Annotated in this window: 10 protein-coding genes; 6 read left to right on the top strand and 4 right to left on the bottom strand. The window is 47.5% G+C overall.

Annotated features, from left to right (window positions below; translation table 11 throughout):
* The first annotated feature begins 213 nt into the window (after positions 1-213).
* Positions 214-2,169 (top strand): alpha/beta hydrolase family protein, encoded by a 1,956-nt coding sequence (locus CA267_RS08905; RefSeq protein ID WP_075607809.1) that lies wholly within the window; start codon positions 214-216, stop codon positions 2,167-2,169.
* Between the two features lie 173 nt (positions 2,170-2,342).
* Complete coding sequence (locus CA267_RS08900; RefSeq protein ID WP_075609923.1) at positions 2,343-3,587, top strand: multidrug effflux MFS transporter; 1,245 nt, start codon at positions 2,343-2,345, stop codon at positions 3,585-3,587.
* Between the two features lie 13 nt (positions 3,588-3,600).
* Here CA267_RS08900 and CA267_RS08895 read toward each other — a convergent pair whose 3' ends face one another.
* Entirely contained in the window at positions 3,601-3,933 is a 333-nt protein-coding gene (locus CA267_RS08895) for a hypothetical protein (RefSeq protein WP_075607810.1), read from the bottom strand.
* Positions 3,934-4,619: 686 nt separating this feature from the next.
* Positions 4,620-6,101, bottom strand: coding sequence for a ketol-acid reductoisomerase (gene ilvC, locus CA267_RS08890; protein ID WP_075607811.1), 1,482 nt, complete (start codon positions 6,099-6,101; stop codon positions 4,620-4,622).
* Positions 6,102-6,254: 153 nt separating this feature from the next.
* Between ilvC and ilvY the strand changes: the two genes are divergently transcribed.
* Positions 6,255-7,118 (top strand): HTH-type transcriptional activator IlvY, encoded by an 864-nt coding sequence (gene ilvY, locus CA267_RS08885; RefSeq protein ID WP_075607812.1) that lies wholly within the window; start codon positions 6,255-6,257, stop codon positions 7,116-7,118.
* Here ilvY and CA267_RS08880 read toward each other — a convergent pair.
* Together CA267_RS08880 and CA267_RS08875 are read right to left on the bottom strand one after the other, a co-directional pair.
* On the bottom strand, positions 7,100-8,617 hold the full coding sequence (locus CA267_RS08880; protein ID WP_075607813.1) for a YifB family Mg chelatase-like AAA ATPase: 1,518 nt from the start codon (positions 8,615-8,617) through the stop codon (positions 7,100-7,102). The two genes, ilvY and CA267_RS08880, sit on opposite strands and share 19 nt — an antisense overlap.
* A 69-nt stretch (positions 8,618-8,686) precedes the next feature.
* Positions 8,687-9,298 (bottom strand): trimeric intracellular cation channel family protein, encoded by a 612-nt coding sequence (locus CA267_RS08875; protein WP_075607814.1) that lies wholly within the window; start codon positions 9,296-9,298, stop codon positions 8,687-8,689.
* A gap of 416 nt (positions 9,299-9,714) precedes the next feature.
* Here CA267_RS08875 and CA267_RS08870 point away from each other — a divergent pair, with 416 nt between their 5' ends.
* Genes CA267_RS08870 through ilvA form a run of 3 tightly spaced genes read left to right on the top strand, consistent with a single transcriptional unit; the run spans position 9,715 to position 14,055 of the window.
* Positions 9,715-10,647, top strand: a complete 933-nt coding sequence (locus CA267_RS08870; protein WP_075607815.1) for a branched-chain amino acid transaminase — start codon at positions 9,715-9,717, stop codon at positions 10,645-10,647.
* A 19-nt stretch (positions 10,648-10,666) separates the two neighbouring features.
* Positions 10,667-12,517 carry a dihydroxy-acid dehydratase gene (gene ilvD, locus CA267_RS08865; protein ID WP_075607816.1) on the top strand — a complete coding sequence of 617 codons (1,851 nt, stop codon included), beginning with the start codon at positions 10,667-10,669 and terminating at the stop codon, positions 12,515-12,517.
* On the top strand, positions 12,514-14,055 hold the full coding sequence (ilvA, locus tag CA267_RS08860; RefSeq protein WP_075607817.1) for a threonine ammonia-lyase, biosynthetic: 1,542 nt from the start codon (positions 12,514-12,516) through the stop codon (positions 14,053-14,055). Before ilvD ends, ilvA begins: the two co-directional genes overlap by 4 nt.
* Positions 14,056-14,061 lie beyond the last annotated feature (6 nt).

Genomic DNA, 14,061 nt, shown 5'->3' with positions numbered 1-14,061 from the left:
CGTTAGAACCCTCTACGAATACTTAAAATAAACCATACTGCTGGTGATAAAAAAGCTGTCTCTTCAGAGCGTAATTTATACCTAACTGCCGAAATATGTTTGTCTGTAAAGGACTCTATTACATTATCCTATCTAGCGCGCCGATACCGCTATACGACCATGTATAGCCGCTCGAAGTTGCACAAGACTTACAGGTAATTACAGGACAACACCATGAAAGGATTTCTTTACCTTCGCTATTCGGCGAGGGCGATGCTGCTCGCTTTTTTGTTTAGCAGTACAGCATTAGCCGGCGAATCACCGCTACAACCTCTCGAGAGCTTTAGTGCACTCCCTGCATTCAAAAACCCAAAACTGTCGCCCCAAGGGGATCGCATAGCTTACGTTCAGAATCTGACAGTACCTGAAGAATTAAGTGTACTGACCACCTATGATCTTAAGGAGGGCAAAATATATAGTCTTCTGGGTTCTGACAATGAAAAAGTAAAAATAAATTGGTATCACTGGGCGAATAATGAGCGTTTGGTTATCAGTGCTCGTTATGAGTCCCGGCAGCATTCACAGAAGTTTTATCAAACCCGCTTATTTGCCATGACTTTCAATAAACCTACGGCCAAACCAGAAGAATTACTGGATGCGCGACGTCTGCAACGAAAAATGGGAGGACGATCTTTTACTCCACAATTTCAAGATGACGTAATTGATTGGCTTCCTGACGATCCAGAGCATATCTTAATTGCTATTGACATCGAAACGGTTAACCTGCCTTCGGTATACAAGGTAAACATCTACAATGGTAAGTTGTCGATGGTAGAACGTGGCAAAAGAAGAATTCGTGACTGGATGACAGACCAACAGAGCCAGTTGCGTCTGGGCACAGCGCTGAACTATGAGAATGGCGAAACAGAAATTTTATTGAAAGACGGAGATGATTGGAAAACGCTGTTTTCTTATAACGCGTTGTCAGATAAACCGATTACTCCCAAAGGCTTCGCACTAGATCCCAACATATTATATTTCAACCAGTACAAGGGCGATTATCTTGCTTTGTACAAGTTAAACCTGACGACAATGGAACAAACCGAAGTGTTGTCGGATGAACATTATGATGTAGGCGGTTCTCTTATCTATTCCAAACAAACCCGGGATGCGATTGGCGTTTATTTTTCCGCAGCAGAGAATGGAGAACACTACTGGGATAACCGCTTCGGCAAGCTTCAGGAATCTGTTGATGCTGTGCTGCCTGATTACGAAAATTCGGTCATAAGTTTCAGTACTGATGAGATGACGTATTTGTTGTACGCAGAAAGTGATCAGTTTCCCGGCGCTTATCTCATCGGCAATCGGCAAGCCGGCTCCTTGGATCTTCTTTACAAACAGTACCCAGACCTTGATCCAGAAGCTTTATCAGAAAATAAAAGGGTGTCGTTTAAAGCGCGAGATGGTGTAGAAATCGAAGGGTATCTTACCATTCCAAAAACCGGCAAAGCGCCTTACCCGACTATTATTAACCCTCATGGTGGCCCGGGCGTCAGGGAATACAGTGGCTTTAATTATTGGACTGCCTATTTTACCAGCCGTGGCTACGCGGTCTTCAGACCCAATTTCCGCGGTTCTTCTGGCTATGGTTATACCTTTGCTCAGGCACAGATGAAAGGCTGGGGGCTACAGATGCAGGACGATATTACCGATGCCACCCATTGGCTTATCAAAGACGGCGTCACCAATCCCGATAAAGTATGTATTGTTGGCGCCAGCTATGGTGGCTACGCAGCGCTGATGGCTACGGTTAAAACGCCTGAGCTATTTACTTGCGCGGTAAGTTTCGCTGGCGTGAGCAGCCTAAAAAAGTTGGTGCGAACCAGCAGCTATTTTCTCGGTAGCGAGTTTGTAAAAAATCAGATTGGGGAAGACAGTGATGATCTTGAAGCCCGCTCTCCTTACTACTTGGTCGAAAAGATAAAAACTCCAATACTGCTTATTCACGGTGATGAAGATCGCACAGTGAGAGTCGATCAAAGCCGTATCATGGCTGATGAGCTGGAAGACGAGGATAAAGATTTTCGCTATGTAGAATTAGAGGCTGGTGATCACTTTCTGTCCATTCAGCGAAACCGCCATGCATTTTTCCAAGAACTGGATACTTTCCTCAGTAAATATTTACACTAAACATCTAACCGAGCAGCGGTTGCTGCTCGACAAATTTGCGCTGGAGTCCTGACAAATAACGATGATTTTTCCACACCAGAACATGCATTCGCTGCAATTTGCTATACAATATGCCGCTGAATATATTTCGCCAGTGGCAGGATTGCCGCCCAGCCATTCCCATTAAGGTTATCATGTCTACCCAAGCCAGTTTTACGTCATCGCAACCTACGTTGCACCTGATGGAATTTGTCGCCCTGATGGCGCTTATGACATCGCTGGTGGCGTTGAGTATCGACGCTATGCTACCCGCACTCATTCAGATTGGTCACGAACTGCATGCACAAGACATAAATGACGCTCATCTTATTGTTTCCGTGTTCTTTGGTGGCATGGCGTTTGGACAAATATTTTTCGGACCTTTTTCAGACGCAAGAGGGCGCAGAGCCGCTATCTTACTCGGGCTATGCATATTTGTTGTAGGAACTGTAGTGTGCATGATGGCCAACGATATGACGACCATGCTTATTGGCAGGTTAATTCAAGCATTTGGTGTTTCAGGGCCGCGTATTGCCGCAATGGCAATTATTCGAGATCTCTATGTTGGCGAGGCCATGGCTAAAGTTATGTCTTTTATCATGATGGTGTTTATACTCGTGCCAATGATAGCGCCGGTGGTGGGGCAGGCGGTGCTTACCTTTTTCAGCTGGCGGCATATCTTTACGCTGTTTTTAGTGGTTGCTGTTCTAACGGGCGCATGGTTTTTTGCCAGACAACCGGAAACCCTACCTAAAGCCAATCGAAAAACATTCTCCTGGGCGCAGTTTTTCCGCTCCTCCAAATTCATTCTTACTCATGGTTCTGTAATGGGATATACCATCGCCATGGGTTGTATCTTCGGATCCTTCTTAGCTTATCTGAGCGCTTCCCAAACCATATTTCAGGAATATTACTCTGCCGGAGTGATGTTTCCCTATATCTTCGCCACCTTGGCGTTTTCTATTGGCTTGGCATCGTTTTTTAACAGCAAAATGGTGATGCGCTTTGGGATGAGCCGGCTGTGTCAGTTTGCGCTGACAGGAGCAATTAGTTTCGCGGTTATATTTAACGCAATACTGTGGGCTTACGAAGGACTACCGCCGTTACCTTTAACAGTAACAGTCCTGTTTATCGGCTTCTTTTTTGTCGGTATATTATTCGGCAACCTGAATGCGATGGCTATGCAACCTCTCGGTCACATTGCAGGTCTAGGTGCCGCTATTATCGGTTCACTTTCCAGTATCTTCGCCGTGCCTATTGCGCTGGTAGTAGACAGCTTCTTGTCGGGAAACTTGTTTCCTATCGGGCTTGGCTTTCTCTGTTTTTATATTATTGCCTTTCTGGCAGTGCGATTTGCCGAACATTCAAGATTGTTAGAAGAGTCTGTTGCTATCGGCTAAAAAACAGCTGTTGTTATTTAACTAATTGGATCCTGGGACGCGGACGCTGGTTTTCTTCAATATCTACTACACGTGGAAATCGTGTTCCCTGTCGAACTTTGTCATATTGTATTTGCTTCATCTCCAACTGCTTGCAGAACTCGTAAAACGCCATGCAATCTTCTCTGCTGAGTTCTTCATTATTGCGCGTCATTTGAGTATCAATGTAAATATTATCTCCATTTGCAGTAAGGGTAGATACAGCCGAATAAGGTTGTCCGTAATCTGACACTCTTAACGCTCGGACCATCTTCACTTCAAATATCCAGTCGCCAATCTGGGTAAAGCGAGAGATTCCTGCTTGCATTTATAGACCTCTGATTTTTATTAAAATATAGGTGGGAATAAAAGATCAACCAAACACCGTGCCAACATTGTTTATGCTTAGAAAACAAGGTGTTAAAAATATGCGACAGCTTTGAGTGTCGTCAAAAGACTACAGGAGCTCGATTTATGGTAACAAATTGCAACATTTACGATAATTAATTACGAAATTAAATAACAGCTATCCTGTTACTGTTTGAAATGTAAAGATTTTTGCACCTGTCGCTATTCTGCTTCACCAGTCACCGCTAGGTTAAGTAAATTGTGTTGGTAATCTGGTTCGCTTTGCTTTAACGCTTCTTTAATAGGGTTTTCCGATGAGAAGGAGAAGGAACTAGAAAGTTGTGTAAAAAAACACCAGCAACAATAATTGCAAACTAGTTTCAAGCGGGAGTCCGGATGAGATATCTACCACGGTGTAGCTCATTCTACAGAACAGGGTCTTGAATGAACACTCTTCGCTATTTACCGAAAAAACCCTGCAACAGTCATGAGGGCGCAAGAATTCATCTTTTATTTAGAAGAAGTGTCTTAGAGAGCGGCTTTCGAGCAGACTATTTAAAGCTTGATTAAGAAGTTAGCTTTTTTTCTATTGCAACGGGCATAAAAAAGCCCGACCAAATTGGTCGGGCAAGAGGGCTTTGGTTAAGCACCTAACGACAGAAATCGTTACACTCCAATGATAGCCTTCATGTCGGTCATATAACCGCGTAAAGTTTTTCCTACTGACTCAACACCATGGCTGCGGATAGAGTCGTTCACTTCTACCAGACGACGATTCTCCACTTGGGTTGAACTGGTTTTCATTCCTTTGCCGATAACCTGAGTATCGATATTTGGTATGAACTTGTCTTTCAGTAAGGGTATAGCTGCATTGGCGAATAAATAGTTGCCATATTCCGCAGTGTCAGAGATAACAACATTCATCTCATATAAACGCTTGCGGGCAATAGTATTAGAAATTAGCGGCGTTTCATGCAATGACTCATAATACGCTGATTCAGGAAGAATTCCGGCTTCCACCATGACGTCAAAGGCAAGTTCTACACCACACTTGATCATGGCGACGAGCAAAATACCATTATCAAAAAATTCTTGTTCACTGATTTCGCCTTCATAAGCTGGCGCGTTTTCGAAGCTGCTTTCGCCAGTTTCTTCACGCCATTTCAGAAGGTTGGCGTCTCCGTTGGCCCAGTCTTCCATCATGTTGCGGGAAAATTCGCCGCTGATAATATCGTCTTGATGCTTTTCAAACAGTGGGCGCAGTAACGAAGTGAGTTGTACCGACAGATCATACGCTTTAATTTTTGCTGGGTTTGACAATCGGTCCATCATATTAGTGACGCCACCAATCTTCAGCGCTTCGGTAATGGTTTGTAAACCGAACTGGATTAATGCGGCAGCATAGCCAGCATCTATTCCGTCTGATGTCATTTTTTCAAATGCCAGAATGGCGGCAGCTTGTTGCATTCCACACAGAATCGTTTGCTCGCCCATCAGATCCGATTTCACTTCCGCGACGAATGACGACTCAAGCACTCCTGCGCGATCACCACCTGTGGCACTGGCTAACGCTTTAGCAATATCCCAGCCCTCTCCTTTTGGATCGTTTTCCGGATGAACCGCAATTAACGTCGGAACACCAAAACCGCGTTTGTATTCTTCACGTACTTCTGTGCCAGGGCACTTCGGCGCACACATAACAACTGTTATATCGCTACGAATCTGCTGGCCTTCTTCAACAATATTAAAACCGTGAGAATAGCCTAGGGCCGCGCCTTCCTTCATCAGCGGCATTACCGCTTCCACTACGCTGGCATGTTGCTTATCGGGTGTCAGGTTGTAAACTAGGTCAGCCTGAGGAATTAATTCCTGATAGGTACCGACAGTAAAACCGTTACCAGATGCACGTTGGAAGGAATCCCGTTTTTCGTCAATTGCTGCCTGACGCAGAGCGTAGGCGACATCTAACCCCGAATCCCGCATATTCAGGCCCTGATTCAAGCCTTGCGCACCGCAGCCTACAATGACAATTTTCTTGCCTTTCAAATACTGACAGCCATCAGTAAATTCGCTGCGCTGCATAAATCGGCAGCGACCCAGTTGGTCTAGCTGCTGACGTAGAGACAGTGTATTGAAGTAATTAGCCATAAAAGTTTCCGAACATCATTTGTCTAGTCATAACCAACACCAACACAGTGTTGATGACCTCGTCTATGACAACTTGAAAGCGAGCTTAAAGGATTAACTTTGTTTTGAAAAATGATATATTTGCAAAATAGTATTTCATAAAATGAAACGTTCATGGATTTTCGAAGCCTGCAACTATTCAGTCATCTCGCTACCAGCCTGCATTTTGGTGATACCGCCGAAGCCATGTATGTTTCACCCTCTACGTTAAGCCGTGTCATCCAAAGGCTTGAAGAGGAATGTGGCTCTATTCTTTTCAAGCGTGATAACCGCAAGGTGGCGTTGACTCATGCTGGTCACAAGTTACTTAGCTTTAGCACTCACGTGCTAAAGGATTGGCAAGCTTTACAGGCTGAACTTCGCAACGACAACGCGACGTTGCAAGGGGAGATCAGCCTATTTTGTTCGGTTACCGCCAGCCAGAGCCATTTACCCGCAGTATTGCGGCGTTTTCGCCAACGCTATCCGGGGGTGGATATTCGCCTGGTGACTGGCGATCCGGCGCTTGCCATTGATTATGTGAAGCAAAAGCAATGTGATGCCGCCATCGCGATACATTCACCTGACTTACCGACAGATTTGTCCTTTTCGACACTGGACCGCGTGCCGCTGGTACTCATTGCTCCCCGAGAGTGGCGGTTAAATCAGCTAGGCCAAATTGACTGGCGTAAGCATCAGGTGGTGATGCCTGAACACGGCCCAACCCGCCGTATCGTGTATCACTGGTTTGCCGAGCATGGAATACGCCCCAACGTTTATGCCTCTGTGGGCGGAAACGAAGCTATCGTCAGTATGGTGGCGTTAGAATGCGGTGTTGGTTTTGTACCTCAGGTGGTGCTTGATCATTCCAGTATGGCAACCAGTGTGTCAAAAATTACTGTTGACGACATAGAGGCCTATGAGCTGGGATTAGCCTGCTTACAGGCAAGGCGGCAGGAACCGCTAATTAATGCCCTGCTTCAATTGGAGCTAAATTGATTGATAATTTTATCCAGCGCCCGATAACCCAAAGCTTCAGCCAGATGAGCGCGAGTGACGTGCTCGGCTTGCTCCAAATCGGCGATAGTGCGAGCTACCTTTAGAGTGCGGTGAAAGGTGCGCATGGAAAGTTTAAGCCGGGAAGAAGCGTGTTGGAGAAACTGCATATCAGCCTCTGCCAACTGGCAGATTGCCGCCAACTGACCCACCGCCACATGAGCATTGAGGCAATTTTGTCTGGCAAGTTGCTGCTGTCTGGCCTGTTGAATCTGCATATAAGCTTCTACGGCGCTATCCTGTGCCGTGGCTTCTGGCGTTTGCTGAAGAAAATAATCAGGCAGCCTTGGCACATCCACTTGTAAATCTATTCTGTCGAGTAGTGGCCCGGAGACACTGTTTAAATAGCGAAGAATTTTATCTGGTGAACAGCGACCATCTGCAATATCTCCGGTGGGGCTAGGGTTCATGGCGGCGATTAACTGAAATTTTGCTGGGTAACGTGCCTGCCCGGAAGCACGAGAAATATGAATGTCTCCTGTCTCCAGTGGCTCGCGTAATACGTCCAGTGCTTTGCGTCCGAACTCCGGAAACTCGTCCAGAAACAATACGCCGTGATGGGCCAGGGACACTTCGCCCGGTTGCGGCGTAGCGCCGCCGCCCGTCAAGGCTATGGCTGAGCTGGTATGGTGAGGAGAACGAAAGGGCCGCTGGTGCAGCGAATTCGCACTCACGCTTTCTCCTTTCACCGAATGAATAGAAGCAACCTCCAGAGCCTCAGCAGTTCGTAATGGCGGCATTAGCGACAGTAAACGGCTGGCTAACAAACTTTTTCCTGTACCTGGCGGCCCCACGAATAGAATGTTGTGACTTCCAGCCGCGGCAATCACCAAAGCACGCTTAGCCTGCCCTTGACCGATAATATCATCCCATCTCGGGCTTTTCTGACAGCAGGTATCCGGCGAGTTAGCCATACCTTGAGGTAATTTCTGTTGACCAATGAGATGTTGAAAAACGGTAAGAAGAGACGGTGCAGCAAAACGTTCTGCATCGTCTACTAACGCCGCTTCCTGCTCGTTTTCAGTAGGGTGAAAAAGCGTATGTCCAGCGGAGGTTGCACTTAGTAATACTGGCAGTATTCCTCGCACTGCTTTAATTTCTCCGTTTAGGCCTAATTCGCCGATGAATTCGGTATTAATAACAGATTGAGCGGGAATAACTCCAGCTGCTACCAACACTCCAATTGCAATAGGTAAATCGTAGCGGCCACCTTGCTTGGGAATGGTTGCCGGGGCAAGATTAACCGTAATCCGGCGCGCAGGGAATTCAAAACCGCTGTTAATCAAGGCGCTACGCACACGGTCTCTGGCTTCTTTAACGCTGGTTTGTGCCATGCCCACCAGATGAAAAGCCGGTAAACCGTTAGCCAGATGTACCTCCACTTTTACCTGGGGTGCATCAATGCCTTCTCCGGCGCGAGTAAGTACCACCGACAGTCCCATTGCTGGCTCCCTAAATAGAAAGCACTTTAACGGTCGGCTTGCCGAAGAGAAACTGATCCTAAAGCCGGTTCACTCAATTCTGAAGACTGGCAATTGCCAATGCCAGCGCAGTGCCCCGAGGCGCATCAGCACGGTAGTAGCCAGAGAAATAATCACGCACCACTGGCTTTCAAAGCCATAATGTCGGGCAATGGCATACGCAACGCCGCCGATGATACAAGTAATAGCATAAAGCTCGCCATTAAGAACCAGCGGTATCTCGCGACATATAACATCGCGCAGTAAGCCACCAAATACGCCTGTAATTGTGCCCATAGCGATGGCAACAACCATGGGTGCGTCGTGAATAAGCGCTTTTTCCATCCCCACCACATTAAATAAGGCAAGTCCAAAGGCATCGGCAATCAATAGATAGTGATAGGGAAAGCGAGGGCTGAAACGAAGCCAGATTATCGTGACTAACGCGGCTACCAGTGTGGAATAGAGATAGTCTGTGTCCTGTACCCAAAATACCGGAATATCCAGCACAATATCACGTAATGTGCCTCCACCAATGGCGGTGACCGACGCGAGCACCACCACGCCAAATCCATCCATTCGCTTTTGGTAGGCCATCAGCGTTCCTGACACCGCACACACGGCTACACCTGCCAGGTTTATCCAATGGAACCAGTCAGTCATTTTACAACTCTCTCATTCGGGCCTGTTGACCTTGGGAAATTTTTTCTATGGAGTGCAAATTACTTGATCCTGGTCGGGGTTTCATGCTATTTCTTCAAACCAAGGCAATTTGACGGTCAGCCAACCGTAAGCTGCCTAATCCGAACATCCTCAAAATTTGTTTCTAGTCCTCCACGGCGGTGTTGCTGTGCGAGCTTTTCTCGTTGACGCTAAACAGCGGATATTCACTTGGGTATGCAATGCCGTCGATTCTTACGGCGCTGTAAAAATAATTATCCGATCGCGTGATCTTCGTAACATGTGTATTGGGTGGACCTGCCCGGTCATGTATTATTCGTATTGTACAACCTCACGGTTATTAACAGTGCCGAATTAGCGGCGTAGGGTAAGCATCACCCACTTTGAAAGGATTAAACATGGCTAAGCAACCTGCTGAATTTATCTGGTTTAACGGTAATATCATTCCGTGGAAAGACGCTACCGTCCACGTGATGACTCACGCGATTCATTACGGTTCGTCGGTATTCGAAGGCGTGCGCGCATATAACACCACAGATAAAGGCACCTGCGTTTTTCGCTTAAATGAGCACAATCAACGTTTGTTTGATTCGGCGAAAATTTACCGGATGACTATTCCCTACACGCTGGAGCAGGTAAATAACGCTACGCTGGACATCATTCGAAAGAATAATCTTAAATCTGCTTATATCCGCCCGATCGCCTATTACGGCGATATTGGAATGGGCTTAGCAGTGCCTTTTGGACAAGAAACAGAACTTACTATCGCTGCGTTTGAATGGGGCGCTTATTTAGGTGAAGAAGCCTTGCAAAACGGCGTAGACGCTGGAATTTCTTCATGGAACCGGTTGGCGGCGAACACCATGCCAACCGGCGCCAAAGCGGGTGGCAATTACTTGTCTTCTCAGCTTATTTCCATGGAAGCACGCCGCCACGGCTATGGTGAAGGCATAGCGTTAGATCGCAATGGCTTTATCAGTGAAGGCGCCGGGGAAAACATTTTTATCATTCGCAACGGCGTGGTAACGACCACACCTAAAACAGCAGCTATCTTACCGGGAATTACCCGCGACACCGTTATGACGTTACTTAGAGATAAAGGATACGAAGTGCGCGAAGAGAATATTGCCCGCGAAGCTATGTATCTGGCGGATGAAGTCTTTATGTGTGGCACAGCTGCTGAAGTCACACCCGTGCGTAGCGTTGACGGAATTCAAGTTGGCGCTGGTGGACGCGGTCCTATCACACAAGATGTGCAGGAAATGTTCTTTGGTTTGTTTAACGGCACTACCGAAGATAAATGGAACTGGTTAACGCCAGTGTATCAATAACCTTAAACCTGGAACTACTATGCCCAAGTTACGATCTGCAACGACAACCCAAGGAAGAAACATGGCAGGCGCTCGTGCGCTCTGGCGAGCCACCGGCATGAAAGACTCCGATTTTGGCAAGCCCATTATTGCTGTTGCTAACTCCTTTACGCAGTTTGTGCCTGGGCATGTGCATCTTAAGGATATGGGGCAACTGGTAGCCCGCAGTGTGGAAGAAGCAGGTGGTGTTGCTAAAGAATTTAACACCATCGCTGTAGACGATGGCATTGCAATGGGCCACAGTGGCATGCTTTACAGCCTGCCGTCGCGGGAAATTATCGCAGATTCTGTGGAGTATATGGTCAACGCTCATTGTGCCGACGCCATTGTGTGTATTTCAAACTGCGATAAAATTACGCCGGGTATGTTAATGGCAGCCATGCGCCTGAATATCCCAGTGGTATTTGTTTCCGGCGGCCCTATGGAAGCCGGTAAAACCAAGCTTTCTGACCAAATTATTAAACTGGATTTAGTCGATGCCATGGTAGCGGCAGCTGACGACAAAGTAAGCGACGACGATACCAACGAAATCGAACGTTCCGCCTGCCCCACCTGTGGCTCATGTTCAGGCATGTTTACCGCCAATTCCATGAACTGCTTAACCGAAGCGCTGGGGCTATCTTTACCGGGGAACGGCTCCATGCTGGCCACGCATGCAGATCGGGAACGACTGTTCAAGGATGCTGGGAAGTTGGTGGTGGAATTGTGTAAGCGCTGGTATGGCGATGATGATGCCTCGGCGCTTCCCCGCAATATTGCCAATTTTAAAGCATTCGAAAATGCTATGAGTTTAGACATTGCCATGGGCGGGTCTACCAATACCATATTGCATTTATTGGCCGCAGCGATGGAAGGTGAAGTGCCATTTTCTATGGCGGATATCGACAGGCTGTCCCGCAAAGTGCCGCATTTATGCAAAGTGGCGCCTTCTACTCCTAAATATCACATGGAAGACGTTCATCGCGCGGGTGGAGTAATGGGTATTCTCAACGAGTTAAACAAAGGCGGTTTACTGCACGGGGATACGCATCATGTGCTTGGTGGTACGATAGCCGATGTCATTTCACAGTGGGATATTAGCGAAGGCAACAATGACAACGCCGATTTATTCTATCGCGCTGGCCCAGCCGGAATTCGCACCACCCAGGCGTTTAGTCAAGATTGTCGCTGGCCAGATGCGGATAGCGATCGGCAAAATGGCTGTATCCGTAGTGTAGAGCACGCTTATAGCCAGGAAGGTGGACTTGCCGTGCTATACGGTAACCTGGCAGTGGACGGTTGTATTGTGAAAACTGCCGGGGTGGATGAATCAATTCTTAAATTTACCGGTACAGCTAAAATTTATGAAAGCCAGGATGACGCGGTTGCAGGTATATTGCATGGCGATGTAAAAGCCGGTGATGCGGTAATTATTCGTTACGAAGGCCCGCGCGGCGGACCAGGGATGCAGGAAATGCTTTACCCCACTTCCTATCTTAAATCGAAAGGGTTAGGTAAATCTTGTGCCTTGATCACTGACGGACGGTTTTCTGGCGGCACCAGCGGCCTTTCCATCGGTCATTGTTCCCCGGAAGCGGCCAGCGGCGGCGGCATCGCGCTGGTAGCTGATGGTGACACCATTATCATCGATATTCCTAACCGCACCATCAATATCGATATTGATGATGCTGAATTAGCCAAACGCCGTGAAGCCATGGAAAGCAGCGCCAAGCCCTGGCGCCCGGTTAACCGTAAGCGCGAAGTGTCGTTGTCTTTAAAAACGTTTGCCATGCTTGCCACTAGCGCCGATAAAGGCGCGGTGAGAGACGCATCCAAACTGGAAGATATATGAGCGTCAGTGATCACGAATATCTAAAAAAAATACTGCTGGCGCCGGTCTACGATGTCGCGGTGAACAGCGAGTTGGTGCTGATGTCTCGCTTTTCTCAGGAAATCGGTAACGACGTTTATTTAAAGCGGGAAGATCAGCAGCCGGTAAAGTCATTTAAATTACGCGGCGCTTACAATCGTATCTGTTCGTTAACCGAAGCCCAGGCTGCCGCTGGCGTTATTTCGGCGTCGGCAGGCAACCATGCGCAAGGGCTGGCGTATGGTGCGCACATGAAAGGCATAAAAGCGACTATTGTTATGCCGGAAACTACGCCCGAAATTAAAATTGAAGCAGTGCGCCGCTTTGGCGGTAAAGATGTACAGATCGTACTGTACGGCACCAGCTTTGATCAGGCAAGCCAGCATGCGCAGGGGCTAAGTCAAGCCCATGGCTATACCTACGTGCCACCTTTTGATGATCCTGATGTTATTGCAGGTCAAGGCACCGTAGCTCGCGAGTTGCTGGAGCAAAATCCAAATCTGGATATTTTATTTGTTGCCGTAGGCGGTGGTGGACTTGCTGCGGGAATCGCCGTTTATTTAAAGCAGCTTAAGCCCGAGATTCGCATTGTGGCGGTAGAGTCGGAAGAGTCGGCATGTTTTATTGCAGCAAAGGCGGCAGGAGAGCCTGTGCCGTTATCATCGGTTGGCATTTTTGCTGACGGCGTTGCGGTGAAAATTATGGGACAGGAAACCTTTCGTCTGTGTAACCGGCTGGTGGATGAAATTATTACCGTCACCAATGACGAAATCTGTGGGGCAATAAAAGACATATTCGATGATACCCGCGTTATTGCTGAGCCCGCGGGAGCATTGTCAGTAGCCGCCATTCGCAAGTACAGCAAACAGCATAACCTTCAGGGTAAGCAGCTAGCGGGTATTTTGTGTGGCGCAAATATTAACTTCCACACGCTGCGGTACGTGTCTGAACGCTGTGAGCTAGGCGAGCAGAAAGAGGCTGTATTCGCGGTGAAGATCCCTGAGCGCCAGGGTGCATTCAAGCAGTTCTGTGAATGTATTGGCGGCAAAGCAATTACCGAATTTAATTATCGTTACGCCAATGAACACGAAGCCCACATTTTTGTGGGGGTAAAGCTTAAAGGTGGCCAGGCCGAATTCGTTGCCCTAAGCGAATCTCTGATGCAGAAGGGATACGATTGCTTCAACCTTTCAGATAACGAATTGGCGAAATTGCATGTACGTCACATGGTGGGCGGCCGCCCTCCCACAATTCTAAACGAAGCCGTATTTGCATTTGAGTTTCCAGAACATCCGGGGGCGTTACTTAACTTCTTGAATACCTTGGGTGAACGCTGGAACATTACTCTGTTTCACTACCGTAATCACGGGGCTGCGGAAGGGTTGGTATTAGCGGGATTCGATATTCCACCAGAAAGCCGTAGTGCATTCGATGAGCATCTTGAAGCGCTTAAGTATCAACATGCTGATGTGACTAACGACCCTGCTTATCAGTTTTTCCTCTCCCACTCAGAGAAATAAAGCCAA

The sequence above is a fragment of the Alteromonas pelagimontana genome (assembly GCF_002499975.2).
GTDB lineage: Bacteria > Pseudomonadota > Gammaproteobacteria > Enterobacterales > Alteromonadaceae > Alteromonas > Alteromonas pelagimontana.
Note: the sequence above shows the minus strand (reverse complement) of the source record. Positions and strands in the feature narration are given on the sequence as shown.

What these genes read in the sequence shown, in the direction of transcription:
- CA267_RS08905 (WP_075607809.1), top strand. Translation starts at nt 214, where the DNA reads ATGAAAGGATTTCTTTACCTTCGCTATTCGGCGAGGGCGATGCTGCTC.
- CA267_RS08900 (WP_075609923.1), top strand. Translation starts at nt 2,343, where the DNA reads ATGTCTACCCAAGCCAGTTTTACGTCATCGCAACCTACGTTGCACCTG.
- CA267_RS08895 (WP_075607810.1), bottom strand. Translation starts at nt 3,933, where the DNA reads ATGCAAGCAGGAATCTCTCGCTTTACCCAGATTGGCGACTGGATATTT.
- ilvC (WP_075607811.1), bottom strand. Translation starts at nt 6,101, where the DNA reads ATGGCTAATTACTTCAATACACTGTCTCTACGTCAGCAGCTAGACCAA.
- ilvY (WP_075607812.1), top strand. Translation starts at nt 6,255, where the DNA reads ATGGATTTTCGAAGCCTGCAACTATTCAGTCATCTCGCTACCAGCCTG.
- CA267_RS08880 (WP_075607813.1), bottom strand. Translation starts at nt 8,617, where the DNA reads ATGGGACTGTCGGTGGTACTTACTCGCGCCGGAGAAGGCATTGATGCA.
- CA267_RS08875 (WP_075607814.1), bottom strand. Translation starts at nt 9,298, where the DNA reads ATGACTGACTGGTTCCATTGGATAAACCTGGCAGGTGTAGCCGTGTGT.
- CA267_RS08870 (WP_075607815.1), top strand. Translation starts at nt 9,715, where the DNA reads ATGGCTAAGCAACCTGCTGAATTTATCTGGTTTAACGGTAATATCATT.
- ilvD (WP_075607816.1), top strand. Translation starts at nt 10,667, where the DNA reads ATGCCCAAGTTACGATCTGCAACGACAACCCAAGGAAGAAACATGGCA.
- ilvA (WP_075607817.1), top strand. Translation starts at nt 12,514, where the DNA reads ATGAGCGTCAGTGATCACGAATATCTAAAAAAAATACTGCTGGCGCCG.